This is a genomic window from Mesorhizobium sp. P2_D1, assembly GCF_056404455.1.
This window is the reverse complement of sequence record NZ_JBFUDZ010000041.1, coordinates 15,953-40,393: the sequence shown is the minus strand read 5'-3', so window position 1 is coordinate 40,393 and position 24,441 is coordinate 15,953. Positions and strand designations below refer to the sequence as shown.

At 64.7% G+C, this 24,441-nt stretch carries 32 protein-coding genes and 1 pseudogene; 11 read left to right on the top strand and 22 right to left on the bottom strand.

Translation table 11 applies throughout. The features are described 5' to 3' along the window. Positions 1-493 precede the first annotated feature (493 nt). Entirely contained in the window at positions 494-853 is a 360-nt protein-coding gene (locus AC1D0I_RS24515) for a hypothetical protein (protein WP_477398326.1), read from the bottom strand. Further along, the gene (locus AC1D0I_RS24510; RefSeq protein ID WP_477398324.1) at positions 844-1,170 is read right to left on the bottom strand and encodes a hypothetical protein; all 327 of its coding nucleotides are present in this window, start codon (positions 1,168-1,170) and stop codon (positions 844-846) included. Before AC1D0I_RS24510 ends, AC1D0I_RS24515 begins: the two co-directional genes overlap by 10 nt. 250 nt (positions 1,171-1,420) lie before the next feature. Here AC1D0I_RS24510 and AC1D0I_RS24505 point away from each other — a divergent pair, with 250 nt between their 5' ends. Beyond that, positions 1,421-1,975 carry a hypothetical protein gene (locus AC1D0I_RS24505; RefSeq protein WP_477398322.1) on the top strand — a complete coding sequence of 185 codons (555 nt, stop codon included), beginning with the start codon at positions 1,421-1,423 and terminating at the stop codon, positions 1,973-1,975. A 195-nt stretch (positions 1,976-2,170) separates the two neighbouring features. Here AC1D0I_RS24505 and AC1D0I_RS24500 read toward each other — a convergent pair whose 3' ends face one another. From AC1D0I_RS24500 to AC1D0I_RS24465, 8 genes are all read right to left on the bottom strand, one after another. Further along, entirely contained in the window at positions 2,171-2,860 is a 690-nt protein-coding gene (locus AC1D0I_RS24500) for a hypothetical protein (RefSeq protein WP_477398320.1), read from the bottom strand. Continuing rightward, positions 2,860-3,363 carry a hypothetical protein gene (locus tag AC1D0I_RS24495; RefSeq protein ID WP_477398318.1) on the bottom strand — a complete coding sequence of 168 codons (504 nt, stop codon included), beginning with the start codon at positions 3,361-3,363 and terminating at the stop codon, positions 2,860-2,862. The genes AC1D0I_RS24500 and AC1D0I_RS24495 overlap by 1 nt, the downstream gene beginning before the upstream one ends. 3 nt (positions 3,364-3,366) lie before the next feature. Further along, positions 3,367-4,074 carry a hypothetical protein gene (locus AC1D0I_RS24490; RefSeq protein WP_477398316.1) on the bottom strand — a complete coding sequence of 236 codons (708 nt, stop codon included), beginning with the start codon at positions 4,072-4,074 and terminating at the stop codon, positions 3,367-3,369. Positions 4,075-4,379: 305 nt separating this feature from the next. Continuing rightward, positions 4,380-6,839 carry a phage tail protein gene (locus AC1D0I_RS24485; protein WP_477398314.1) on the bottom strand — a complete coding sequence of 820 codons (2,460 nt, stop codon included), beginning with the start codon at positions 6,837-6,839 and terminating at the stop codon, positions 4,380-4,382. Then, positions 6,839-7,438 carry a phage connector family protein gene (locus tag AC1D0I_RS24480; RefSeq protein WP_477398312.1) on the bottom strand — a complete coding sequence of 200 codons (600 nt, stop codon included), beginning with the start codon at positions 7,436-7,438 and terminating at the stop codon, positions 6,839-6,841. The genes AC1D0I_RS24485 and AC1D0I_RS24480 overlap by 1 nt, the downstream gene beginning before the upstream one ends. Positions 7,439-7,986: 548 nt before the next feature. Continuing rightward, positions 7,987-8,976, bottom strand: coding sequence for a Coat protein (locus AC1D0I_RS24475; protein WP_477398310.1), 990 nt, complete (start codon positions 8,974-8,976; stop codon positions 7,987-7,989). A gap of 42 nt (positions 8,977-9,018) precedes the next feature. Next, the gene (locus AC1D0I_RS24470) at positions 9,019-9,930 is read right to left on the bottom strand and encodes a hypothetical protein (protein ID WP_477398308.1); all 912 of its coding nucleotides are present in this window, start codon (positions 9,928-9,930) and stop codon (positions 9,019-9,021) included. A 114-nt stretch (positions 9,931-10,044) separates the two neighbouring features. Beyond that, on the bottom strand, positions 10,045-10,617 hold the full coding sequence (locus tag AC1D0I_RS24465) for a hypothetical protein (protein WP_477398306.1): 573 nt from the start codon (positions 10,615-10,617) through the stop codon (positions 10,045-10,047). Positions 10,618-10,930: 313 nt separating this feature from the next. Between AC1D0I_RS24465 and AC1D0I_RS24460 the strand changes: the two genes are divergently transcribed. Next, positions 10,931-11,251 (top strand): YMGG-like glycine zipper-containing protein, encoded by a 321-nt coding sequence (locus AC1D0I_RS24460; RefSeq protein ID WP_477398304.1) that lies wholly within the window; start codon positions 10,931-10,933, stop codon positions 11,249-11,251. Between the two features lie 149 nt (positions 11,252-11,400). On the opposite strand, the gene AC1D0I_RS24455 is transcribed toward AC1D0I_RS24460, so the two are convergent. Together AC1D0I_RS24455 and AC1D0I_RS24450 are read right to left on the bottom strand one after the other, a co-directional pair. Beyond that, positions 11,401-11,721 carry a Bbp19 family protein gene (locus AC1D0I_RS24455; protein ID WP_477398302.1) on the bottom strand — a complete coding sequence of 107 codons (321 nt, stop codon included), beginning with the start codon at positions 11,719-11,721 and terminating at the stop codon, positions 11,401-11,403. Beyond that, positions 11,718-13,484, bottom strand: a complete 1,767-nt coding sequence (locus AC1D0I_RS24450; protein WP_477398300.1) for a portal protein — start codon at positions 13,482-13,484, stop codon at positions 11,718-11,720. Before AC1D0I_RS24450 ends, AC1D0I_RS24455 begins: the two co-directional genes overlap by 4 nt. Positions 13,485-13,685: 201 nt before the next feature. Between AC1D0I_RS24450 and AC1D0I_RS24445 the strand changes: the two genes are divergently transcribed. Next, a complete protein-coding gene (locus AC1D0I_RS24445; protein WP_477398298.1) occupies positions 13,686-14,303 on the top strand; it encodes a class I SAM-dependent methyltransferase in 618 nt (205 codons plus the stop codon). A gap of 277 nt (positions 14,304-14,580) precedes the next feature. Here the strand turns inward: AC1D0I_RS24445 and AC1D0I_RS24440 are convergent, their stop codons facing one another. After that, positions 14,581-15,150, bottom strand: coding sequence for a hypothetical protein (locus AC1D0I_RS24440; RefSeq protein WP_477398296.1), 570 nt, complete (start codon positions 15,148-15,150; stop codon positions 14,581-14,583). A gap of 139 nt (positions 15,151-15,289) precedes the next feature. Between AC1D0I_RS24440 and AC1D0I_RS24435 the strand changes: the two genes are divergently transcribed. Continuing rightward, entirely contained in the window at positions 15,290-15,661 is a 372-nt protein-coding gene (locus tag AC1D0I_RS24435; RefSeq protein ID WP_457153824.1) for a nuclear transport factor 2 family protein, read from the top strand. Between the two features lie 50 nt (positions 15,662-15,711). Here AC1D0I_RS24435 and AC1D0I_RS24430 read toward each other — a convergent pair. The 4 genes and pseudogenes from AC1D0I_RS24430 to AC1D0I_RS24415 all read right to left on the bottom strand — a co-directional run. Continuing rightward, positions 15,712-16,488: pseudogene (locus tag AC1D0I_RS24430) on the bottom strand (phage terminase large subunit family protein); the annotation flags it as partial. Positions 16,489-16,711: 223 nt separating this feature from the next. After that, positions 16,712-17,368: a terminase large subunit domain-containing protein gene (locus AC1D0I_RS24425; protein WP_477398338.1), complete on the bottom strand. Its 657-nt coding sequence runs from the start codon at positions 17,366-17,368 to the stop codon at positions 16,712-16,714. Continuing rightward, positions 17,346-17,741 carry a hypothetical protein gene (locus tag AC1D0I_RS24420; RefSeq protein ID WP_477398294.1) on the bottom strand — a complete coding sequence of 132 codons (396 nt, stop codon included), beginning with the start codon at positions 17,739-17,741 and terminating at the stop codon, positions 17,346-17,348. The genes AC1D0I_RS24425 and AC1D0I_RS24420 overlap by 23 nt, the downstream gene beginning before the upstream one ends. Continuing rightward, positions 17,734-18,228: a hypothetical protein gene (locus tag AC1D0I_RS24415; protein WP_477398292.1), complete on the bottom strand. Its 495-nt coding sequence runs from the start codon at positions 18,226-18,228 to the stop codon at positions 17,734-17,736. Before AC1D0I_RS24415 ends, AC1D0I_RS24420 begins: the two co-directional genes overlap by 8 nt. Positions 18,229-18,797: 569 nt before the next feature. Here AC1D0I_RS24415 and AC1D0I_RS24410 point away from each other — a divergent pair. Together AC1D0I_RS24410 and AC1D0I_RS24405 are read left to right on the top strand one after the other, a co-directional pair. Beyond that, on the top strand, positions 18,798-19,004 hold the full coding sequence (locus AC1D0I_RS24410) for a hypothetical protein (RefSeq protein ID WP_477398290.1): 207 nt from the start codon (positions 18,798-18,800) through the stop codon (positions 19,002-19,004). Between the two features lie 116 nt (positions 19,005-19,120). Beyond that, positions 19,121-19,426: a hypothetical protein gene (locus AC1D0I_RS24405; RefSeq protein WP_457153819.1), complete on the top strand. Its 306-nt coding sequence runs from the start codon at positions 19,121-19,123 to the stop codon at positions 19,424-19,426. A 141-nt stretch (positions 19,427-19,567) separates the two neighbouring features. Here AC1D0I_RS24405 and AC1D0I_RS24400 read toward each other — a convergent pair whose 3' ends face one another. Both AC1D0I_RS24400 and AC1D0I_RS24395 read right to left on the bottom strand, forming a co-directional pair. Then, positions 19,568-20,005 (bottom strand): VOC family protein, encoded by a 438-nt coding sequence (locus tag AC1D0I_RS24400; RefSeq protein WP_457153818.1) that lies wholly within the window; start codon positions 20,003-20,005, stop codon positions 19,568-19,570. A 97-nt stretch (positions 20,006-20,102) separates the two neighbouring features. After that, complete coding sequence (locus AC1D0I_RS24395) at positions 20,103-20,576, bottom strand: DoxX family membrane protein (protein ID WP_477398288.1); 474 nt, start codon at positions 20,574-20,576, stop codon at positions 20,103-20,105. Between the two features lie 217 nt (positions 20,577-20,793). On the opposite strand from AC1D0I_RS24395, the gene AC1D0I_RS24390 reads away from it, so the two are divergent. The 5 genes from AC1D0I_RS24390 (at position 20,794) to AC1D0I_RS24370 (ending at position 22,477) form a co-directional block, all read left to right on the top strand. Beyond that, the gene (locus AC1D0I_RS24390; RefSeq protein WP_095091787.1) at positions 20,794-20,985 is read left to right on the top strand and encodes a hypothetical protein; all 192 of its coding nucleotides are present in this window, start codon (positions 20,794-20,796) and stop codon (positions 20,983-20,985) included. A 38-nt stretch (positions 20,986-21,023) separates the two neighbouring features. Further along, positions 21,024-21,308, top strand: a complete 285-nt coding sequence (locus AC1D0I_RS24385; protein WP_477398286.1) for a DUF3606 domain-containing protein — start codon at positions 21,024-21,026, stop codon at positions 21,306-21,308. Between the two features lie 102 nt (positions 21,309-21,410). Next, complete coding sequence (locus tag AC1D0I_RS24380; protein WP_095091373.1) at positions 21,411-21,854, top strand: GFA family protein; 444 nt, start codon at positions 21,411-21,413, stop codon at positions 21,852-21,854. Positions 21,855-21,980: 126 nt separating this feature from the next. Next, positions 21,981-22,217: a DUF982 domain-containing protein gene (locus AC1D0I_RS24375; RefSeq protein WP_095091372.1), complete on the top strand. Its 237-nt coding sequence runs from the start codon at positions 21,981-21,983 to the stop codon at positions 22,215-22,217. Between the two features lie 14 nt (positions 22,218-22,231). Further along, the gene (locus AC1D0I_RS24370) at positions 22,232-22,477 is read left to right on the top strand and encodes a DUF982 domain-containing protein (protein WP_477398284.1); all 246 of its coding nucleotides are present in this window, start codon (positions 22,232-22,234) and stop codon (positions 22,475-22,477) included. A 21-nt stretch (positions 22,478-22,498) separates the two neighbouring features. On the opposite strand, the gene AC1D0I_RS24365 is transcribed toward AC1D0I_RS24370, so the two are convergent. The 3 genes from AC1D0I_RS24365 to AC1D0I_RS24355 form a co-directional block, all read right to left on the bottom strand. After that, positions 22,499-22,789 carry a hypothetical protein gene (locus AC1D0I_RS24365; protein WP_477398282.1) on the bottom strand — a complete coding sequence of 97 codons (291 nt, stop codon included), beginning with the start codon at positions 22,787-22,789 and terminating at the stop codon, positions 22,499-22,501. 156 nt (positions 22,790-22,945) lie between these two features. Then, positions 22,946-24,022 carry a sensor histidine kinase gene (locus AC1D0I_RS24360; RefSeq protein WP_477226867.1) on the bottom strand — a complete coding sequence of 359 codons (1,077 nt, stop codon included), beginning with the start codon at positions 24,020-24,022 and terminating at the stop codon, positions 22,946-22,948. Between the two features lie 154 nt (positions 24,023-24,176). Beyond that, positions 24,177-24,380 carry a hypothetical protein gene (locus tag AC1D0I_RS24355; RefSeq protein ID WP_477301747.1) on the bottom strand — a complete coding sequence of 68 codons (204 nt, stop codon included), beginning with the start codon at positions 24,378-24,380 and terminating at the stop codon, positions 24,177-24,179. Positions 24,381-24,441 lie beyond the last annotated feature (61 nt).

Here is a 24,441-nt window from a genome sequence, read left to right as displayed (position 1 = left end):
CCATGAAAAAAGCCCCGCGAAAGCGAGGCTGTGAACGTTGCGGATTGTGTGGCGGTTTAAATGCGGCCTGGCCCTGCTTTGAAACAGCCTGGCCCGGAATTACCGTGACAGTGTGCACTCAAGTCCGTTCGGCCGTCATTGTGTGCAGGCGGGAAGGCGAGGCAGGCGCCGAAATGAGAAACGTCGGCCGCAGACGCAATTAGCATGCGCTTAATTAGTTCCGGAAAATTTTAACGAATCGTTGACCGCGCTGTCCCAGAATAGGACGGCGCGGTCAACCCCAACCGGACTGCGCCGGCGGCTCCGGCATACAGCGCCCCCCGCACTGTCGGAGCCGCTACTTACACTCCCTAATATACCAGCGATGGTTGAATCAACTGTTACCGCACGTGCTTTCCACGGCCCTTTCCCGATCGTTAAACTTTGATGGAACGCCGGGATTGGCTTGCCACAGCGGTCCCAGAGCCTTGCACAACCCCACTTGCGGAATTTTCTAGCGTGAGCGCATGGCGATGCTGTCCGCGCCCACCATGTCGCCCAGCGCGTCGTCCGACAGGCAGCAAGACAGCACGATAGGATCGGCCCCTATCACCRGATCGAAAGTTTCGAAAGCATAGACGAGATGGGACGAGACCGCGCCTTGCCGCACGTATACCGTGGTGCTCCTCTGCAAGGTTCGCGCGCTGCGCGCGTCGGCTGCGCGAGGCCAATGGCCTTCGCTCACCATATATATGCCGTTCTGCGTCGCGTTCGTCTGGTCCTTGACAAGCACCCGGTCGCCGACTTGGACCGCCATCGCATCGATGGTCTGCAGGCCATAGAGGGCGACGTTCGCGGTGGTGGCTAGGCGCACGGGTTCAAGCTCGCCGGCCAACGGGTGAACGGCGGCGGCAGCAGGATGGGCCACAGGCTTGCTCCATAAAAAAAGCCCCGCGAAAGCGAGGCTTCAGATGTGAGATTTCTGGCGACTAGCGCGGATGTGCGACGCCCCTTGCACGACGAGCATCCAAAGCGCCCGACCAGGTCCCAATGCATGGAACAGTGATCGGGGCCGAGCCTGTCGATCAGCACCTGGATGTCGAGCTTTGTCATTTTGCAGCATGCCGGATGTCCGCAATTGACGTACATTCTTTCGCGAGCGGCCAGGGTGTCGGCGAGGGTTTTGGACATGGCGAGCTCCATTGAGGGTCGCCGCAACAGGATTATATTCCTCACGTCGATGGTTGCTGGCAACGCTGAATCGTTTCCGGGCAACCAAAATCTCTTCTCGCTAGAGGGCATGTGGGACTTTGGTCCGAAAGATTGGCGGATTAGGTCTTATCTGCCCCCGGCAACAGTCTTATTCCACCATTTCCCGAAAAATTCAGGAAGAATCGAACAACTGTCGGCGTTGCCTCCAAGTTAGCAAAGGAGGACCATCATGCAGAAATTGACTTCAAGCCGGGTCATCTGGTTCGCGTTGCGTGCCTCAACCGCATTTGCCTTAACAACAGCTCCCTATCAACTCAGTCTTCACTCCGTTGCCAAGATCGAGCCTGCGGCAGCCTACGCCAAGGGCGAAGGCGGCGGTGGTGGTGGTGGCGGCGGCGGAGAGGGCCACGGCGGCAGCTCCGGCTCCGGTGGCAACTCAGAATCCGGTGGTGGCGATGACGGCGGGAATTCCGGATCTGGTGGCGGCGATGATGGCGGTGGCGACGACCATGGTGACGACGATCACGGTGCCGACGATCACGGCGCCGATGACCACGGTGCCGATGACCACGGTGCCGACGATAACGGCCATCATGAACAAGAGCATGTGAACGCCGCTGGCGACAAAGTCGAGGTGGAAGGCAATAAGATCGAGGTCACTCATCCGGACGGCACCAAGGAAGAGATAGAAAACGGCATGCTTGAGACGAAAGATGCATCAGGCCGCACCATCGTCGAGCGCGCGGCAACCCCTGCCGATTTTGCCCGCCTACAGGGGCTATGAACTAACCTCTGTCGAGGCGAGGGTGCGACAGCCTCGCCTCGCGATCGAGCAGCCGGGCCATAGGGCTAAAATTAGTGGCGCGACCGCTTTTGTTCCGTTGCCACGGCGCGTCGATTAGACCGCTGATAGGCATAGTTGCGCGGTTTCTAATGTGCCCATAGAAGACGCCAGCCATCCATCCTTGCCACATAGACCTCACGAGGCGTCTCCATCGCTAGGCCGTTCGGCTGCGCCAAACCGGACAAGCGCTTTTGCCGTGTTGCTGCGCCAGGCAGCGTCGGCAGCTTGCCTAGCGGCAGGGTTGCCCATCTTGGCGATCAGATTGAGCCCGCTCTGGAGGATCGCCTCGAATGTGCTGGCGTCAGTGGGGTCGCTCTGCGCGATAGCGCTGAGCGAGGCATCCTGCACTGCGCTCCACTCGGCCAGCTCATAATCATCCCGCCGCGCTTGCTGCCTCGCGGCCATGCGCACCGAGCCGGGCGCGCGCATCGCCTCCTTCTGGCTGGCGAAAGCGGCGCGCTGGCTCTCGGGCATGGTCGGCAAGGCATCGTCGAACAGCGTGTCGAACAGGCCTGGTTTGACCACCCGGCCGGTGCGCGGATCGACCTGGCCGTACATGGCGTCATGCAGGCCACTGCCATCGGCCGGCGCATTGGCCGTCACCTCGTCTTCCGCCTGCGCGATGCGGCCGTTGAAGCGGCGGCGCGCGATCTCGGCGTCGAACGCTTCTTGCCGCTCCTTCATCTGCTGGTAGCGCTCGGCGACGGCGGAAAGCTCGTCGCCAAAACCCTGCATCGCCCGGCCGACCGGCGATCCCTGCGGGTATTGCACCGCATTGCCGGTCTCGAGCCGGCGCTGGGCTATTTGGAGAGGAATGGTCGCCATCAGTAGAGACCCCCGGTGGAAAAGCCGCCCGGTGGCGGCGGGAAGGCGCCCTTGCCGAAGGTCACCGCCTTGGTCGGGTCGTAGAGGCCGGAGAGGCCCGATCCGAGGCTGCGGCCTGCGTTGAAGATCGACGCCGCCACCGCCTGCTTGCCGGAAAAGCGCGAAATGGCACCTTGCGTACCGAGATTGTTCTGGCGCAGCAGCGCGCTGTACTGGATCGCCTTGAGGTCGAGCTGGCCCTGTCCGGCGTTGGCCGCCAGCACCTCGGCCGGCGAGCCGGCCATGCCGACGCCGGAAGCGCCGGCCTGGGCGCGCGCCTGCGCCTGCAGGAGATCCTGCTTGTGGCGCTCCTGCCCCTGTTCGAAGGCGGCACCTTGCGCGTCGGCCCGCGCCTGCTGCTCGTAGGCCCTGGCTTGGGCGTCGGCCATCTGCTTCGATTGCCGGCCCTCGGCCAGCGCACCGCCGACCGAAAGAGCGGTGCCGAGAAGAGCGAGTGTGCACATGGTTCAGCCTCGTTCGCCCAAGGGTTTGGTTGCGGGAAGGAATTGGCTGTTGACGCCCTCGGGGCGCCTGACGTCGGGGGGCCTGACTTCGGGACGCTTGACCGGCGCGCCGAGCGCCGGGCGCGGGTCGAGCGCGCCGCCGGGGCTGAGGAAGGTCAGCAAGAGCCTGTCGGCCTGCAGCGCCGGCCGGCTGAGCCGGGCGGGTGCTGCGGCACGCGGCCCGGCCATGGCAGTGCGGCGGGTGGTGGTCAGGTTCACCTTCAAATCGGCGACGCCGGCGGCGTCGAACAGGCCGTTGGCGGTGGAAATGGCGCGGACGAGCGCATCGGCCTCGAACAATTGCTGGCGCAGCTCTTCGATCAACCGGCGGACGCAGCGCCAGCGCTCGCCGAGCAGAGCCGCCCTCGCCGTGATCTCGTCGCCAAGTGCTGCGATGTCGGCGCGGGCTTCGCTGGCGGCGGCATCAGTACGGCGCTTGCCGGCGGCGTCGATGGTCTTTTCCAAAAACGCGATTGCCGCGTTGCAGTCGTCGATCGCGGCACGCGCGGCGGCAAGGTCGCCATCGCCGAACACCGCGCGGTCCTCGGCTTGCGCCAGCTCGGCCCGGCGGCGACGCGCGTCGTTGAGGTCGGTGTCGAGCAAGGCGATGACGGCAGCGAATTCGGTAGCCGTCCGCGCCCTGCCGAGTTGCTCGGCATGGGGRGATGTCATGGGGTCGGGGTCCTTTTGGGGAGTGAGAATGGTTTGCGCAGGTAGAGCGCGGCACCGGAGCTGCCAATCTCCCCCCTCGTGGGGGAGATGCCCGGTAGGGCAGAGGGGGGCGCGAAGGATCGCGGCGGTCAGTTCAACTTGCGAGCAGCACGGAGCCAGCCGCCGTGTGTGATTGTGGACTATGGGGTCTGCGGGACAGCGCCCCCCTCTGGCCTGCCGGCCATCTCCCCCACGAGGAGATCGGCAGTTGGCCCGCTTCGCCAATCGCCAGCGTTAAGAAGATTGGCAGCTCCAGCGCCTCGCCGCTAAGGCTCCGCGTCGAACACCGGCGTGAAGGCGCGGATGGTGCAGGGCGTCGGGTTGACGTGGCGGATCCTCACCCTTCCCTGCCCTTCCCAGCTGTCGGCGATCGGCACCTCGACATTGCCGGTGAACAGCGTTGCCCCGCCGTCCGGCGCGACGATCGAGGGCATGCGCACCGGCTCCCAGCGGCCGCGCATGAGCGATTGCACTTCGAGCCCGGTGGTGTCGGTCTCGAGCAGCGACAGGATTGCTTTCGCCACCTTCTTGCGGCGGCCGATGATCGAGCCGTCGCGGCCGCCGACATCGAGCTCCAGCGTGTCGGCACCCGCCGCATAGGGCAGGCCGAGCTGCCATTTGGCCGATGCGGCCGACCCGGGCGGCAAGGTCACGGTGCCACCGCTGCTGACCGTCAGGCCGCGATAGACCTTTGCGCCGGCCAGCACATCGACGGACTGGCCGGCGAGATGTAGCGCGCCGCCCACCGTCGTCACCGCCGCGCCGGAATAGGTGAGGCCGCAATCGACCTCGAAGGCGTCGGCGATCGCGCCATATTCGAAGGGCGCGGTCTTGATCTCGATGAAGCGCCTGGTCGCGCCGCCAATGGTGCGCTTGACGACCAGCCAGAGATCGTCGTTGCCGTTCTGGCCGGGCGTCACCACGGCACTTTCGACAACCGCCCGTCCCAATCCGCCGAAGTCGCCGCCCAGGCGATGCCGGTGCATGCCTCGGACTTCCTGCGATGGCTGATGGGTATAACCGCCAAGCTCGCCATTGCCGAGCGGGAACCACAGCAGGGGGTCGGGGTCGGTCTGGAAGGCCAATTCGACCACGCCAAGTTTCGGGATATGCTCGGAGATCTGACCGACATCGTCGGAGGTGAAACGGCTCTGCGCGGTCTGCGTCAACTCGGCGATCGATTTGCGCGAGCGCGTGACATAGAGGAACGACTGGCCGGCATCGACCGGACGGATGCGGGCGCAGCCGAAGGTGCGCGAACGCCGGTTCTTGAACGAGGTCGGCGTCAGCGCCTCGTCGATGCCCGAGCCCGACAGGGCCCGCACGCCGCCCGACGTGCCGATCAGCAGCGCGCCGTCGGATTCGGCGATCCAGACGATGTCGTTGGCCTGGCCGCCGCCGGCCTGCACGAACTCCAGCGCGTCGTCGTCCTTCTCGCCGAGCGCGAAATTGTCGAAATCGCCGGTGGCCGAGGCATAGACCGAGAATTTCCGGCTGAAGGCCAGGCGTTCCTCGTAGAGCGAGCCCGACTGGACGTACTTGCCGGGAACGAAGGTGCCGAGCCGCCAGCGGGTGATCGGGCCGAGGTCAGGCAGAGCGAAGCCATAAAGCTGGATGGTGACCACGGTGGTGCTGGTGCGGGCGATGATCTTGGCCCAACGCCAGCGCCCGTCCGAGCCGAACAGGCGGACAGCGCGGCCGACATCGCTGGCCTGGAACCCGGTGCCGCCATTGATGCCGACGGTGGAGGAGGCCGTCAGGTTGAACGGCGTCTGGCTGGCGGCGGCGCGATTGAAGGTCAGTTCGGCGAAGTCGACATCGGTGGCGCCGTCGATCGCCTTCCAGGTAAAGCGATGGTATTCAAATCCGGTCTTGTTGACGAACTCGTAGAAGCGGGTTTCACCGGCGTTCCAGGCGATCTCGCTGGTTCGGGTGTCGAGCGCCACCCATGTCGTGCCGTTGTTCGACCCTTCGAGCACCCAGTTCGTCGGCGTCCTGTCCTGGGTGCCGCCCGAGCGTGCGGTCAGCGTGTAGTTTTCGACGATGACCTGCGCGCCGCCGGCCGTGCGGTAGGTGACGGAACCGGTATCACCGACAGTGCCGACGTGGCTGACGCTGTCCTTGTCGAACACTTTCCACGCGTCCACGGACCCGCCAAAGCCCGACACCGTGCCGCTTGGCGCGGCGTTGGATGTCATCGGCGGCGTCAGCGAACCGTAGTCGGACGGGACCAGCGCCGTCGCCGTGGCATTGATCGGGTCATAGGGACCGTCGAGGAACTGGTAGTCGCTCAGGGCCCATGCGGTCTGCGCGGTGCGCGTCAGCACCTTGGTCGGATAGGTCTCATGGGTGATCCACATCTGGTCCGCGGACTGCACGAACTGGAGGTTGAACAGGTCGGCCTCGAGATACGGCGTCACCACCTCGACCGTGCCGACGCGGGCGCCATAGGCGTACACGCGGATGTAGAGGTCGCCGAATTCGAGCGCGTAGGCCTGGTTGGCCGAAAAGATGAAGGGGATCAGCCGCGTCTTCTTCGTCGAAATCTTCACCTCGCCGGCAAAGTAGGTGCCGCCACGCTTGCGGATGCCGCCATGCGGCAGCGTGACGAAATTCTCGCATTTGGCCAGTGCCGCTCGATAGAAATCGAGCGAGGCGCGTGCATGCAGGCGCGGCGAGATCTCGCCGCGGGTGAAGACGTCCTGGACCGGATAGAGCGTCGTCATCAGCGCATAGTCCTGCTGTCGCCGCGCTGGTGCGCCCAGGACGCGGTGTAGGACCGGCCGCCGCGCTGAATGGCGCTGGCGTTGAGCGCTGCGTCCAGCGCCCGGTCATAGGCCGAGCGGGCAATGTCGATCATGCCCGACTTGTGGGTCAGCGGATGCGCGACCTTGATGGCAAGTGCCGCCACCAGCACTTCGGTGAACAGCGCGTCCCAGTCGTTCGGATCGGTGAGGTTGGCGATATAGCGGATCGCCAGCGGCCCCGGCTGGTCGCCGTAGATCAGGTCGGCCTCCTGCCGCCACGAGACCGGCACGCCATCCGGTTCGCCATTGCGGGTCGGCGGCAGCGGCCGCAGGCAGTCGGCCGGCAACTCATAGGCGAAGTTCAAGCTGCACGCGTCGCCGCCGGTATCCGAGCCCGCGACCGTGGCGCGCAGGATCGCGAACACCCAGGCATATTTGGTCAGCTCCGCCTCCCGTGTCAGGTCGAAATGCAGGTTGATGAGCCGTGCGGCCTTGACGTCCTGGTCGAGACTGTCGATCGGCGCCTCGTCGAGCACGGCCAGCGCCATATTGGCGATATCGAGCGGGGTGATGGCCATGGGTCAGGCCTCCGTGAGGGATGTTGATCGGGATAGTTCGGGCATGAAAAAAGCCGCTGCGAAGCGGCTTGGGATTTTGTGTCGATGCGAGTTTGGAGCTGGCGGGCTATAGCCTGTCAGATTAGCCACTTGTGCCAAATCATGGTGGAGAACAACGCCAAGACGACGAGAGCACACCATACCAGCTGCAAGCCGAACAAGAGCAAACACCACCAGGCGAAACGATCGCCCCGGTCGGCCTGTCGCTTGAGAGCGCCATACTTTGCCCAACTCGAGATTGAATAGAGCATCGAGTACAGGGAATTGCCCCTTGGAGGGTCAGCCTCGATTTCCTCTCCGAGAAGATGGCCTCCGTACAATTGAAACGGCGCGGACAGGACAAGGCCTGTGATGATGGCAGGAAGGAACCAGTTCAAATTAATATTCTCGCACCGCAGTAGACCGCCATTCTAGCTGCCCTCGGCAAGGAAACAGTTACGTCACCATTTACAATTCGACTATTCGTGCAGGGAGCGGGAGCTCGTCGCCCCCGCCCCTCGCCCGTTTGATCAGGCCTCGGTCGTCTTCAGCGCGATGAACGTCATCGCCTTCACGCTCGACGCGGTGCGGTCCCAGTTGGCCGCCAGCGCGAGTTCCGCATCGGTGGCGAATTCGCCGGCCGAGGCGGCGTCGAGGAAGCGGGTGCCGGGAACATGCGGCACGAAGTGGCGGCGGCCGACCATTTCGGTGACGCCGCCGCCATGGCCCTGGCGCGGCTTGCGGTCGAACTCCAGCGGCCCGCCCTCGGTGTTGACCGGCAGCTCGTTCCACAGGATCGCCTTGTCCTTGAACATGAACGCGGTGTAGACGCCCGCCACCACGGGAATGTCGTCGTCGACGACGGCGCGCAGCCCCATGTAATAGGGGATCAGCGGCCCGCCCTGCTGCGAGGACGGCACATAGTCGATGAGGTCGGCGAGCTTCAACGCCTTCATCTGCTTGGAGTGCATCCAGATCGTCTTGAACTTGTCGGCGCGGTCGCCCATCAGATAGGCGGCCTCGATGATGTCGGTGTCGACAATGGAGGCGCCGGTGGTGCGCACCAGATCGCTGCCGTCATTGGCGATGTTGTCGGCGACGACGCCTTTCAGGATACCGAGCAGGGTCAGCTTGTTGGCGCGCTGCCAGTACTCGGTCTGCCGCTTGACGATCAGCTTCTGCGGATCGTCACCCGCCAGGATCGAGGTCAGGTCCGGAACGCCCCACGCCTGGGCACGGACATTGCGGGCGGCGACCTCGCGACGCGAACCGATCTTCTTCATCTCGATCGTATCGGCCGGATCGTCATTGACCGGCTCGGACGGGTCGTTGCCGAGATCCTTCCAGCCGGGCATGTCGACCGAGCGGCCACCCATAGACAGTTTCGAGGCGATGGCCGGGTCGGAAAACAGGATTCCGGCCTGGTAGATTTCGAGTGATTGGACATGTTCCTCGAACGCATATTGCGCATAGACGGAGGGAACGATCGCGTCCGCGATACGGGTGTAGGCATCTGCCATTTTTCTCTTCCTTTTGCGTTGGTTAGCGGTGATCTCTCAAAGTCAGCGAGGATTATTCGGCATCCACCGATCCGGGTCCTCACCGGCTTCGCGGGCCAGCCTCCGGGCACGGGCGGGGTCGCTTTTGACGAGGGCTGAAATCGCCGAGATGTTGCGTTCGCCGGCGGCGTTGCGCTTGAACGGATTGGCTCCGCTGAAAGCAGCACCGCCGTCGATCTTGTCTTCCGTGAACATCGCCTCGCCGATGGCGTGGAACGCCTTGGCGATCTGCGGATCGGTCAGCGCCCCGTCAGGCAGAAGGATGCCCTTCGCCTTGTAGGCGTCGACCAGGCCGAGCTTCTTCATCGCCCGGTTGGCGACCTCCAGCTTCCGGCGAAAGCCGTCGCTGTCGGTCGGCCCCCAATCCCTGACAAGGTCGTCATGGGTGGCCTCGACCGAGCGGGCGAGCGCGATCTCCTGTGCTTCTGCCTGCTCGGCCATGTAGCCGACGAACTTGTCGTGATAGGCCTGCGCGATCTTCGGCGAGGCACCGGCTTCGACCGCCCAGGCCTTGGACGCCTGGGCGAGCTCGTCCGAATAGGCGAAATTTTCCGGCAACCCTTCCGGGCGCCGGTACTCGACCTTTTCGGACGAGGTGACCGGACGCATCGCCTCGGGCAGCCGGGCATGAAACCGGTCCCAGTCTTCCCGTGATGCGTCGGGCTGGGGAACGCGCAGGCTCTCACCCTGCTGCCGCTCCAGCTCCGCATAGGATGTGAAAACCCGATCGAGGCTTTCAGGCTTGGTCCAGCCCTTGGTTTCAGCGAGCTTGCGGTTGCCTTCGGAAAGACCGTCAARCCAACTTTGGCCGACAGGCGCGGCGGACCCGTTGTCCGCACCGGCCGGTGACCGTGCCGGGTTGCCCGCCGGCTGCGCACGCGCCGCCACGGACCCGGCGTCTGCCAGATCTGTCATGTGATGTTCCTTTGTGAGGGGTTAGAAAAGAGCCGGCGGCAAAGCTGCCAACCACGAGAGAAGAGATCGGCCGTCATCGCCGCTTGCGTCAATCGCCTATGTTTGTGGGCGCGCCTAGATATTATCCCCCCAGTTCTCCCACAGCACCGTAATCGTGCCGGTCACCGCGATCGTCCCGTCGGCATCGATATCGGTGCCGGTGGGCAAGGCGAGGTTGAGATAGAGATCGACCGGCGTGGCGGTGCCATCCAGAGTCGCGGCGGCGGCGATGTCGGCGGTCGAGGCGGTGGAGAGTGCCGCACCGGAGCCGTCGAGCGTGCGCGCGGTGGCGGCGAGCACGTTGACCATGGTCGAGGCCAATGTCGCGCTCGATGCCGGCGCCGACCCGAGCGACCAGGTGAGTGCTGCATTGTCGTTGATGGTCGCCGCACGCGCCGTCAGAACGGCGAACTGCAATCTTGCCGTGCCGCCCTTGATGCGCACCTTGCCATCGGTGAAATCAAAAATCTTCTGGCTGGCATAGGCCAGCGCGTCGGTGACCGGCACCGGCATGGCACTGAACGAAAAGACGGTGCGGAAGGCGCCGCCCTGCCCTGACGTGACGGCTTTTAGGCCGGCTTTCGGCGGGGCAAGGCCGGCGTCGCGGGCGGCGGCGCGGACAAGTGTGCGGGGAAGACCTCGGGTCATGGGTATGTCTCCATTGTTTGAGTGAGGAGTGGTGCGCGCAGCGCATGGGAAGCCAATYGCTTGGCTTTCCAAACGACGAACGCCCGGAGCGATAGCGAAGGGCCCGGCGCAGCCAGGCCGAACCGGCAAAGGCTGAATCATTCTGACAAGGATCGGCGCTACCGCCTTGTTCGCATGAGGTGTTTTCGGGCTCCGGCTTATCAACGCCCGAGAAACCCTGTCTTATATCGTGAGGCCTGGTGCCCCCGTTCCGCCGCAATGCGGCGGCACGTGGCGAGCGATAGGGATTTCAGGCATTCAAGGGAGACTTCATATGAGCTTTCACAAAGCCATCGCCGCGGTGCTGATGACTGCAGCACTTGCAGGCTGCGCACAGACCGAAGGCCAGCAGCGAGCCGGAACCGGCGCGCTGATAGGCGGCGCCGGCGGCGCCCTCGTCGGCCAGGCCATTGGCGGCAACACCAAGAGCACGGTCATCGGCGCGGCCAGCGGCGCCCTGCTCGGCGCGGTTGTCGGCTCGGCCACTACCCCGCAACCGCAACGCCGCGGCGAACAGATGTGCCGCTACCAGGACCGCGACGGCCGCATCTACACCGCGCCCTGCGACGACCGGTATTATAACGGCGATTATTGAGTATCAGCCCCCTTCTCCCCGTTCACGGGGAGAAGGTCCCGGCAGGGGATGAGGGGCAGCGCAACGTTCTGGAATGCTGGCACCGCCCCTCACCTGCCTGCCGGCATCCTCTCCCCGTGAACGGGGAGAAGGACGCAGCTTGGGCGTCCCTACCCCTCCAACCTTGCCGCCTTCTCCAGCGCCAGCAGCTGCGCCTCGTCCAGCGTCAGAAATCCCATGATGTGCTGCACCACTTCGGCACGCGCGTTACTGAGCGCGCTGTGCAGTTCGAAGCCGCTGGGCGTGCGGGTCCGCGCCATCCACTCGCCATAGGACGGGCGCCTGTAGTAGCCGACCGTCGCCGCGAGGTCGGCCAGCACCATCTCGCCGTCGGCGCCGGAAAACACCCTGAGATACGCCTTGGCCAGCGCCTCGCGAGCCTTGGTTGGGCCACCTGCCTGCGCGGAATGAGAGAAGCGTTTGTGGCTCATGCGCCGTCACCCGCGCCCGATGTTCCCTGTACACCTTCACCAGCCGGCCCGGCCTGGCCCTGCAGCATGCCTTGCAACCCGTCGAACAGGCCGCTGTCGCGCGCCTGCACGGCCGCCGGCACGGCATCCTTAGCCGCCTTGCCGGCGCTGGCGATCGCCGCCATGCCGGCCTGGGCCTGGCTTGCCTTGGCGCGGGCATCGCGCAGGCTGTCGACCTCTTGCCTGCGGCGGAAAATGCGCTGCGGGCTTCGGCCGGCGCCCTGCACGATCTTGATCGCCTCGTCGCTGTCGATGTTGTCCATCACGCCGGGATCGAACTGCGCCATCTGCATGGCCGTCGTCACCACCTGGATGGTGTCGCGCGCCTCGGCCGAGCGGCGCAGCACGTCGAGCGGGCCGGTGAAGGTCGGCCGCACGGCCTTGCCGGCGAGGCTCGCCGGCGGCAGGAAGCGGCTGTCCTCGTCATAGAGCCCCTTGTCCTCCAAAATGCCGAGCTCGCGGTCGAGATTGGTGGCAAAGCCGGCCTGGATGATCGAGCCGGAGGGCCCGAGCAGCGCGCCTTTTTCTTCTTGCCTGATCAGCGCTTCGGTGGCCGTCATCTGCGGGTTCTGCACCAGCGTCTGGAACAGATTGACGAACATCATGTCGCGGATCTCGTCGGCGCGGCTCTGCGCATAGTTGAAGGCATAGGTCGGGTTCTGCCCGGTCGAGATCGGCGCGATCAGCGGCCGGCCATTGTCGTCGATCAAGCCCGGATAGTTCTCGCCGGGATTGAGCACCGGCACATAGTCGAGCCTGGCTTTCGAGGCGGTGGCCGGATCGGTGATCTGCTGCAGCGCGCGCAAGCCCGACCGGCGCACGGCGTTTTCCTCGCGCACGGTCGTCAGCGCCTCGATGGTCGGCGAGATGCCGTACGGGTCGCCCTCGTAGCGGCGCCAGTTGAAGGTCGACACCGGGAAGGTGCGAAAGCCGCTCTCCCGCACGATCTCCTCCTCGTCCTCGATGACATGGTAGGAGGCGAACGCCGTGTCGAGATACTGTGTGTGGCCGCCCAGCCGATACATCTTGCGCTCGTCGCGAGGCTGGATGCACTGGACCAGCGAAATCTTGGTCTCGCATTTGGCCGGATCGTCGACCAGCACCTTGATGCGCGCCGGCAGCTTTGCATAGCCGAGCAGCTGTGCCGCCTGCCGCGCGGTGCGCTCGTAGCGGCGGTGAAAGATGTCGACCTGGCCCCAGCGGTTGCGGCTGAGATAGCCTTCGACCACCGGGATCGAGGCATAGCGGATCAGCGTCGAGCCAAATCCTTCCTCGGCATAGAGATAGGCCGGGCCATAGCGCACGACATTGCGCAGGCAGGCCTGTGTCGCCGGCACGAAGTTCGAGTTGGCGGAGTAGCGCAGCGAAAACAGGAAATCGCGCAAGGATTCCGCCCATTCCTTTTCCTCGTCGGTCTCCTCATCGTTCATTTCGGCGGTCGAGAGGCCGTGCCATTTTTCCGACTGCGGAATGATCAGGCTTTCGAGGCCTGCAGCGAGCCGGTTGGCGGCCGAGTTGATGGTGTTGGCGTAGACCCGCGCGCCCCGCCGCTCCTGCCGCTCGGCCTGCGAACCCGCCCCACCGCCACGGCGGCCGCCCCATATGTCGGGCGCATCGGGGTCGCAGAACTCCGCCACCTGCTCCCACACCGCCTCATACTGGCTGCGCTCGCTCTCGAGCTCGGACTGGCGGGACAGGATATCGCGGGCACGGGAATCGGTCATGGGATGTCTCACTTGTTTGGCGCTGCGGGGCTGCCGATTGATTGGAAATGCAGAGGGACAGCACCCCCCTCTGTCCTGCCGGACTGTCCGGCAGGACAGAGGGGGGTGTGAAGGATCGCCAGCCTCTCAATCGCCCCTGTCATCTTTTGCCCACCTGGCGGTGCTACGAGTTTCTCGCGGCGGGTTTTGGAGGAGGTCGATGTGACGACGACAAGCCTTGCCGGCACCCTGAAGAACCGCGGCAAACAGGTGGCCAAACGCCTGCTTGGCTATGATTCCCGCAACTGGCTGCGAATCCGCCAGATCGAGGCGTTCACCGTTTTCCTCGAAGCTGGAAACCGCAAAGCCGCCGACGTGATCGAGATCTCGCCCGGCTGGAACCGCACCTGGCGGGCGATGTGCCCCAACTACCGCTGCGTCGATTTCCCCGCCTTCGACATCAGTAAGGACCGCACCGACGAGCAATATTCCATCGTCATCGCCGACCAGGTGCTGGAACATGTGCGGCGGCCGCTGGCGGCGGTGCAGAACATCCACGCCATGACCCGGTCCGGAGGCTGGGCGATGGTGGCGACACCCTTCCTGTTCCGCGTCCACGCCAGGCCGCACGACTACAACCGGTGGACACCGGCCGGCCTCAAGCAATTGATGGTCGAGGGCGGCTTTTCCGAAGCCAGCGTTAAGGTCCATGGCTGGGGCAACAAGGCTTGCGCCAGGGCCCACATCGGCGGCCCTGTCCGCGCCTACGGCCTGTGGCGCGATCTCAGCAACGACGAGGAATACCCGCTGATGGTCTGGGCATTTGCCAAGAAGGGGTGAGCTATAAGCATCGAGGGGCGCGACAGCTCTCGACGGACAGCAGCGGCGAAGCTGCCAATCTCCCCCGCAAGGGGGGAGATCAGCTGACCCTCACCCCCGCCGTCTCACCAGCCGCGCATGCCGGCGCCAATACCACCACGCCAGCACGCGCTTCCTGAAACTGCGCTTCATCGCGGTCATGGTCTAAAGCCCCAGAAGCACGCGGCGCTGGCCGGTGAGGCTCGCCGGCGCGAGGTCGGTCTTGATGGTGCTCAGCGCTCCCTGGCGCTGTTCGAGCTCAGACCTGAGCGCCGCCTCGCGCGCCTGCACGTCCTTGTCCTCGGCCGTCGGTGTCGTCGGCAGCGGCTTCAGTTCCGGTGGTTTTTGAAACAGGCACATGGTTCCAGCCTTCTCTTGTCCAGTCATAGAGGAAAAAATCTTCGCCGTTCCTGCCGTAACCCGGCAGCAGGCAGCGTTGCGTGGCGCCGAGCCGGCCAAGCCAGCGCAGCGCCAGTTCATTGGCAGCCAGCGCCCGCGCCTCGACCCGCCAGGCACCGCGTGCAGCGACCTGAGGCCCAAGCACGGTGTGAAAGAACACGGTGATCCCAGGCACGCAGCGCCTCATGCGGCGCGTGCCCCAGCTCCAGGCGATCCACAGCCCGCCGCGCTGTTCGGCGGCGCCAAAGCCGGCCTCCGGATTGCCGTCGAGCTCGGCGACATAGGCGAACCCCTGCAACGCCGTCAGCGCCAGCAATGCCGGCGACCACTGGTCAATCTGGCAGTCGATCTCGGCGCGGTCTTCCGCGCGCAGGTTGGCGGCGATGTAGGAGAGATCGCGCAGCGTGGCGGGGATGATGCGGAGGGTCATGGGCAGGCCAGAGCGATGGGGTGCGCTTCCCGCTTTCGGGCGGAGTCTCGAAGGCCCGCGCACTTGACCGGCCCCGTCGCCAGTGACCTACTTCGGGCATCGAACACGCAGGCTACCGACGACTGGAGGAGACGGGCGAATGGACATTCGATCGACGCTGACGGAGCTATGCGAGGCCTTCAACGCGCACGATCTCGATCGCATCATGGCGTTCTTTGCCGAGGATTGCGTCCTGGAGATGCCGCGGGGGAGCATGCCTTGGGGCACGCGTTGCGAGGGCAAGCGCAACGTACGAGACGCGCTGGCGACACGCTTCGAAGGCTTGCCCGATGTCCACTACGGCAACGGCCAACATTTTGCAGATGCGGCCGCCGATACCGGCATCTCGAAATGGACCCTCACCGGCACCACCCGCGAGGGTGTGAGAAAGGAAGTCCAGGGTTGCGACTTCTACACCTTTCGCGACGGCAAGGTGATCCGCAAGGATTCCTACTGGAAAATCGTGGAGTAAGCCACGAATTACGGTGACAGTGCACTATTCGCCGGTCGGGCACTTCGCCCTCACCTGAAAGCCCCCAGCGGATCGCTCTGCCCCGCCTGTCGCCGCGCGCTCCTGAACTCCGCCGGATCGACCATCGCCTCCCGCAGCATCATCACGCCATAGCGTGTCGCCGCCATCAGATCGTCGCGCAGTTTCACCACCTGGCCATCCCTGCGGTGATAGAGCCGGAACTCCTCGAACCAGGGCGCAAGCGTCGAGAACACCTTGAAGCGGCCGGATTGCATGCGGTCGAGCATCTCCATCAGCCCGGCCTTGACCGAGACAGAACCGTCCGGGAATTGCGCGTGGCGGGTCAGCATGTTCAGCCCGTGCGCGGCATATTGCCGGGCAAGCGCCACGCCCGCCCCTTCCAGCGTTTCGCGGCGGCCATCGCGCGGCCACGCCCAGGGCAGCCAGTCGCCCCATGGTTTCAGGGTCAGCGTCTGCATCGCCGGCGTCTGCTGCGAAGCGCGGCAGGCTTTGGCGACATAGACGACATCGGCCTCGGTATCCCATGCGAGCTCGACCGCGGCCGACGGATGGTCCCAGCCGAAATCGAGCGCCCCGATGCGCGGCCAGTAGCGCGGCAGCCGGAACGGCGCGCAGGCGATCAATTCCTCGGCGACCGGAAAGATGCGCCCGGAGCCCAGCACCGGAATGCCGCGAGCACGCGCCTCCCGCTCATGCGCCGGATAGGCGGCAACGATCGCCGCGCGCTCTTGGGCTGAATAATGCTCGGCATCGTCGATGGTCATGAAGGTGACGTGGCGGCTCATGGCGAACTCCTGAATCACCTTGCGAGACGAAGGGGGTATCGCGTTGTTAAGGCGCGATTTTCGGGCTAGGCGCGGCGGTTCTCTCCTTCTCCCCTTGTGGGAGAAGGTGGATCGGCGCGCAGCGCCGAGACGGTTGAGGGGTGCTGGAAGAAATGCCTTCACTGCCCAGCTGGAACACCCCTCATCCGACCGAGCTTCGCTCGGCCACCTTCTCCCACAGGGGGAGAAGGGAAGTCCTGCGTCCTCACCCCTTCCCCATTCCCTCAACCTCCTCCGCCGATAAAAACAACAGCACCACATCCGACATACCGAGCAGCGGCGTAAACGTGACGATGGTGATGCCGCCGGTGGCGTTGGTGCGGGTCAGGCCTTCGGAATAGATGTCGAGCGGCGGTTCCTCGTCGAACCAGACGCCGTGCAGCGTCTCGCCCTGCCATTTCTCGCGGCCCTTTTCGAAGCTCTTGAACGACAACACCGATTCATCGGCCTGCACATCGCCGCCGCCGCCCCAGCGCACCACGACGCTGTCGAGCGCGCCCGGCGCGCCGCGTCCCATGATGGTGTGCACAATAGCGTCGGCAGGGATCATGCCGGTGCCCCAGGCCGTCTGCTGCTGCGGCGGGCCGACTAGCACGCGCTGCGGGTTGTCGCGCGTACCCTCGCCGGTCACGCCAGCCGCCCACAGCCGGACCGCGCCGGCAAAGACCTTGCCTTGCCACCACGAGGGGTAGCGCCCGGTCAGGTGCATGGCCCATTCGGCGCCGCCGGCCCTGGTCTTGCCAAGCTGGTTGCCGGCCATGAACAGCCGTTCGCGGTTCTGCGCGCCCGCGGCATGGAACTCGGCTTGCCTGGCATAGGGCCGGTAGGCGGCAAGCTGGTTAGTGCGGCGCCTGCGGTCCAGTTCCGCCAGCAGCGCCAGATATTCCGTCTTCGCCGCCGAGGTCTTCGAGGAACGGCTTGAGGGCGGCTTCGAGGCCGCGGATACGGCTGCGGATCTCGTCATCGCTTAAGCCGTCCAGTTGGTTGATGGAAACATGCAAATCCTTGGGCAGCACCGAAAGCACGATCTTCAGATATTGGTCGGGCTTGTCGGCACGCACCTCGGCAATGACCCCGGCGCCATGCGTCCGGAAATCGGCGCGCACGGCCGCCAGGAAATCATCCCCCAGCGTCCTTTTCCCGCGCTTCGGCCGGCGCCTGGCAGCGGGCTTGGTGGCTGGCGTCGCGGTCCGGCGCTTCGGCGCCCGGCGAGCCGGCGGCGGCTTGTCAGCCATGCTCGCCCCCTGTGGTCTTTGCAGCGGCCGTCCTGGATTTCGCCACCGTGGATTTTGATCGAGCGGTTCTTTTTACCCTCGATTTCGCCACTTTGGATTTTGATCGGGCGAGGCGCTTGCGCGGCTTGCCGGCTGCCCGAGCCGGCTTGGCCGGACCAGCCTCCGTCTCTGTCGCGCCGGCTGGTGTTGCCGCTTTGGAGCTCGCCACGCCGGAACCCGCCGCACCAGAGTGGCCGGCAAGGCGCAGCCGCTTCATCAGCCGTGCCGCCCCGATCGCCAGGTGGCTGCCACCCAGCGATCCCAGGCCAAAGCCGAAGCCGCCGGCCGCATCGACCGGACCGCCGCGCACCATGCCGATCAGCACGCCGGGCGCGACCTGTTCGATGAGCCCGAGACGCGGCTGCGGCGCCGCCCCCTCGAACGCGCCAATGGCGCTGACGACCTCGCGGCCGTCATCGTCGGTGATGATGGTGGCGTAGCGGCGCATGGGAGTTCTCGTGGATATTGCGAAGGGTCGTCGGGCAAAGGATGGCGTTCCGTCACGCCCCCCTCTGTCCTGCCAACGTTCAAGTGGTTTTCAAGGGCGCATCGATAGACAGACGCCAGAAACAAAAAACCCGCCTCGGCGGCGGGTCGTTGGCGCAAATCAGCACCATGGACAAATATGTAGCATAGCTGCCCTCACCCAGTCAACGATTTTCTGAGAAAAAATTCCTATAAGCCCTTTTTCGACGCCCGCCAACCAAGCTCCCGCGCATCGCTGAAGGGCAGCCGAAAAACAAAAAACCCGCCGGCGCGGCGGGTCTGGAGGTCGTTGGCGCAAATCAACACCATACCCAAATCAATAGCATGCCCTCACCGGACAACCCGATCGGCATGCGAGCGGGCGGCAAGGCCAGACTTTCGTGTCGACTTTTCATAAGCCGACATCTGTGAGACCGTTAGCTGAAGCTCATGGAATGATTCGCGTCGTACGGCCTTGTAGGAGAGGGCGATGGACAGACCAACCATGGCATCCGTCTTCAGGGTGCGGCATGCGCCGGCCACGGTTTCGGTGTGCGAAGCACCGGTCAGGGACAGGCGGACCCGATCATCCGCGTGCGCTCGCTCGGCGAGGCGATCCGCTTCGTCGCCCACGCCTACCCCCAATACGACATCAGTGCCGTCGCCATCGCCGCGGCAGATCCCTCGATCCCCCGCCTCGGGGGTCTGGACGTGAAAGCGCTGTGGCGCGAATATGGCGAGCGCCTGACGCAGGAATAGGCATTTCCAGGCAGCCAGCTCTGTGATCTTTTGCGACCTCGACTACGCCCTGCCCTCACCGCCGGAGCGGAAACGCCGCTGGCGCGTTTTCGATCATAGCCACGGGAGCAATCGCCATGAACGTCGCCAATCTGCAACTCGAGGGCCTGCTGATGGCCGTCGCGTCGATCAACCACCTCCTGGTCCAAAAGGGGGTGCTGACGGCGGAGGAAATAGACCTGGCCTTGCGCAAGGCCGAGGCCGGCGAAATCAGCCAGGAGCGGTCCGAAGGCATGTCCGCGTCAAGCCGCGACGCCGTCAGCTTTCCGATACGGCTGCTGGAACTGGCCAATCAATGCCAGCCGGAGGCGGACATGCCCTCCTTTTCAAAGCTCGCCCGCATGGTCGGCCAGATCAAGGAGCCCTACAACGACCAGATATGAAGGACGCCAACGCGGGCTTGCCGCTGCGGGATGGTCGCGCGCCTGGGCCTGGCTGCCGGCAAGGCGTAGCGGAGACCACGGGAATGCCTGAACGCGCTCTCTGACCCCTGGTCGCCCTTCGTCATTGTCGTCGTATTGCGCTCAGCCGAGTTCTTGGGCGAGTCCGATGAGCAGCCCTTCAGGCCCGCGGATGTAGCAGAGCCGATACACGTCCTTGTACTGGACCACTTCGCCGACGAGCTGCGCGCCGCGATTGCGGAGCCTTTCAAGCGTCTCGTCGATGTCGTCCACGGTGAACATGACGCGGAGGTAGCCCAGAGCGTTGACCGGGGCGTTGCGGTGATCCGCGACGACAGGTGGCGCGAGGAAGCGGGATAGCTCGAGCCGGCCGTGGCCATCCGGTGTGCGCATCATGGCAATCTCGACGCGCTGATCGCCCAGTCCAGTGACACGTCCGGCCCATTCTCCTTCGATCGTGGCCCGCCCTTCGAGCTCGAGGCCGAGCTCGCGAAAGAAATCAATCGTCTGACCGAGGTCATCGACGACGATCCCTACATTGTCCATCCGTTTGAGCGCCATGTGTCCATCTCCAAGGGTTTCGTCCAGGCCGTAAACTCATAAACTGCTTGCCAGGTGAGCAAATGGTTGATCCGGGGCTAGCGACGGGCTCCTGCGCCTACGCCCGGCCCGGCCATCCTGGATTCAGCGAGAGCACCCTGCCCGGGCCATGCACCGCCGCGAACAGCAGTCCGGCCATGAACGAAAAATGGTCGATGAAGAAGCCGAACTCGGCCTGGTTGCCGGCCCAGTGGCTGGGTCCGTGGAAGGAAAAGCCGAGGAACAGCACATAGGCGGCGGCGACCAGGGCCGCCGGCGTGAAGAAGGCGCCGGTCAGCAAGCACAGCACGAGCGCGGCTTCCAGCAGCGCCGCGCACCAGGCCAGGAACAGCGGAAACGGAAAGCCGGCGGCGGCGATATAGCCGGCGGTGTCGCCCATGCCCATGAACTTGAAGGTCACGGCCATCAGGAAGACGCCGGCGAAGATCAGGCGGGCGAGGAGAAGTGCTGTGGTCTGCCACGGTGCCTGAGTCGTTTGAGACTGAGTGGTCTGAGACTGAGTGGTTTGCGACTGAATGATTTGCGACGACATGGTCTTTTCTCCAGGATTGCAATGGGCTCCGGCCCAAGGACGGCCGACCGGCGCCAAATCCGACACATCAGCCAGATTTTTTGCGGGAATCCCCGATGCAGGCGCCCTGCCCCGGCGCCAAGACACCTCTAACCCGTTGAATCCACTGGTGCGGCAAAACCGATTTCACTTGCCGGCTGATGCTAAGATGGCGCCGCACTCAAACGGGGAACAGGACATGGCCAAGGCATTGACCATCGCCGCGCCGCAACATCCGGTGACGAGCGCCGCCTATGAACAGGAATGCAGGGAGATGCTCGTCCCGCATCTCGACGCGCTGCTCAACAAGGTCGAGGCCGCCGGCTGGGAGCGCGGACAGGCCGCGTCGGCGCTCATGTATCTCGCCGCCAAGCGCCTCACGCCCGCCTGATGCCATAGCGGCAAGGCCGGCGGCACGGCGATATTGTCGTGGCCTTGGAACTCGCGACGGCCGATCTGTGTTATGTCCTGTTGATCGTGGAATCGGGCGCCGACGGCTGCGCGTTTCCACGGCAACAGAAAGCGAGGCCTGAAATGGCTGACGACAAGTCGAAGACGAAGCAGGACCGCAAGCTGGTTTCGAGCGAGGAGCCTTACGAGGTCRCCGCCTTTGCCCGGAAATACGGCATTCCGCCAAGCGAGGCGCAAACCATCATCAAGCGCTATGGGCCGTCGCGCAAGAAGCTCGACGCCCATATGGCGGCCCGCGGCTAGGTCCAATGGGATCGGGATGGGGCTTTGTCCTGGACGAAACATCTGGGACGATCTCCTGTCCCGCCCGGCCCCGCAGCAGACTGACAAGATGGAGGTCGCATCATGTCCGACACCATACGCAGGACCGGCAGTTGCCTGTGCGGCGGCGTGCAGTTCGAGGTCCACGGCGCGCCGCTCAGAATCGGGCTCTGCCATTGCAAGGACTGCCGCAAGGCCAGCGGCTCGGTCTATTCGGCCTATGCCATCTGGCCGCGCGAGGCCTTCGAGACGACGGGCATCGTCAGTTCCTATGGCACGCGGAGCTTTTGCCCGACTTGCGGCGGTCGTGTTGCCTGGGTCGACGACAACGAGGCCGAGGTGATGATCGGCAGCCTCGACATCGCGCCGACCGATCTCATGCCCGAATACGAGTTGTGGACCAGCCGGCGCGAGACATGGCTGCATGCCTTGCCCGGCACCGAGCAGTTCGAGCATGACCGGCCAACGGCGAACGCCGCTGAATTGCCGCCGCCGAGGCCCCTGTCGGACGCCGTTGCGGGCGACTGAAATTTTGATCTCGAAGGCAGGGAACCCTGCCCTGTTGCCGACGTTAACCGGCGCCTCGTTTTGTGCATGACGTCCCGAAACCTCCGCGCACTTTCGGACGGCATGCACCAGTCAAGGAGACGACCGTTGAACGACAAGATGTTTCCCCATCCGATCAGACTGAAATTTAGCCCCGGGCGCGAGCGCGTGGTGCGCAGTGCCTGGGAAAGCCTCGAATGCCTCGGCGACTGGCCGGCGGGCCAGGGCCGGCGCTACCGGGCGGCATTGCGCAGCTGCCGCGATGCACTGGATGGCTGGACGCCGCCGGAAAAGGCGATGCGGGCGATGGTCGACGCCGCGCGCGAAGCAAAACTCCTCCATTAGCGGGAAAACAGGACATGGCCGAGCCGATGCTGTCGACACCGATGCGGATCAGGCCGCATGGCTCGGACACGATCCGCGACATCACCACGCTGAAGGATGCCAGCGAAATCCTGATCGACTGGCCGCAGGCCGAGCGCGGCCCGTTCTATCAGGCCGCGCGCGAACAGATCGAAGCGGCGCTGGAAAACAAGGCGGGTGCCGCCCAGGCGCAGGAAGCTTTCGTTGCCCTGTGCAACCTTGCCGGCGTGCTGGTCCGCTAATCCTTTCGGCTGCCGTGCCTCCTACTGCGCCGGCGGCTGGGCCGGCACTTCGCCCGGCTTGATGATCGGTGTCTTGCCTTCATCGGGGGCCGGCGTGGCCATCCCCTGATCGCCGGTGGCAGGCGGTTTCAACACGCCGCCGCAGTCATTGAGCGTGTCCGTCAGATTGTCGCTGCCAGGCTGCTGTTTTGCGCCTTGTTCGGTCTGGACCCGGCATTTGTCGGTCTGCGACCCAGGGTCCTGCTGCTGGCCCGTTTGCCCCGCTGCCGACAGCGCCAGCAGGGTGAATGGCACGATGGCGAGGATTCTCATCTCGGCCTCCTTGTTCCCGTCACGGCCGCTCGCGGCGACCCTTCCCTTCACGGGGACAACGCCTGTCGATGGAAAAGGTTGGCCGTCGGCGAAGCCGGGTTGAGTTCAAGCCGATGCAGCGCCCCAAAGGCTAGGTGAACCGACCGGGCCGGACCCTCACAGGTCGAAAGACGACTCCGCGGCAGCCATTTCGGCGCCGAGCTGCGGAACGACGATCGATTCCACCGGCGCCGTCAGCGACCAGCTGACACGACCCGGGTTGCGCTCCAGGACCGCCGAGCCGTTCAGCGATTGCGGCGCGACCCGCTGCAGGACGACCGTGCCAAAGCCCTTGCGCGTGGCTTCGTCTTGCCGTCCCCCTGGCCGGTCGCCTTCAGGCACCGGCATCGTTTCGTCCCAGACGAGATGGATTTCCCGCTTGCCCGAAGCACCGGCGGCGATCTGCCAGGTGATCTCGAGCCTCCCGGCATCGACCGCCAGCGCGCCATATTTGGAAGAGTTGGTGCCAAGCTCGTGAAATGCCATGCCGAGATTTTGCACGGCGTTCGGCTGCAAGGTCAGCAGCGGTCCCGACAGCGATACCTGTGCCTCGTGGCCGAACGGCTTGAGCTGCTCCTGGATGAGGTCGAAGAGGCTGGCACCCGCCCATTCCGAGTTGACCAGCAGGTCGTGCGACCGCGATAGCGCCATGATGCGGGAGCGGATGAGCTCTTCGAATTCGCGCGGATCGGTCGAGCGCTTGCTTGTCTCCCTGACCATCGAGAGGATCACCGCGAACTGGTTCTTGACGCGATGGTTCACCTCCCGCAACAACAGCCTGATCCGGCGCTCGCTCTCCTTGGTCGCGGTGATGTCGCGGGCGATCTTCGAGGCGCCGACGATCTCGCCCGTTGCGTTTCTGATCGGCGAGACGGTCAGCGATACGGCAATGAACCCGCCATCCTTGCGTCGCCGGATCGTCTCGTAGCTGGCGACGAGTTGACCATTGCGAACCCGGCTGATGATATCGACCTCTTCATCCCTGAGGTGATCGGGAATGAGCATCAGCACCGATTTGCCGACAGCCTCCTCGGCGGTGTAACCGAACATGCGCTGCGCCGCCCCGTTCCAGCTGGTGATGATGCTGTTCAAATCCTTGCTGATGATGGCGTCGAACGATGAATCGACGATAGCCGCCAGCCGTGCGTCGGCGGGAGGGTCGAGCGGACCATCGATGCTTGCCAAATCTGTCATTGCCCACCTTCCCCCGTCACGTCGCCCTCACGGCGTGACAACGTTCCACCCCATGCCCAGCAATGCATGGTGGCGCGTTTGGTTGCAATCGACGGGCGACATTCATTGGCCGGCGGCGACAGCCACCGAAGGGCGCGGACCAAAAGCTTCGCAATCAGTTCGGTTCGGGGGCGACGTCGTCCGGGGCGTCAAGCGGAGGATCGGCGTCGGGATACCGTTGCGGACAATCCTCGTAGCGGTGGTCGCGGCCGCCGCAGAAGGAACAACACATGGCTTCGCGATCCTCGTCTCCAGGTGGCCATTGCGGGGTCTCGTAGGGTTTCCTGCCGTCCATCCCCAGCAATGCGCGACGCGGCATTTGGTTGCGCCGCAAAAAACGGCCAACTGGCTGTTGCGGAACCGCTGGAAGGGATGCGAGT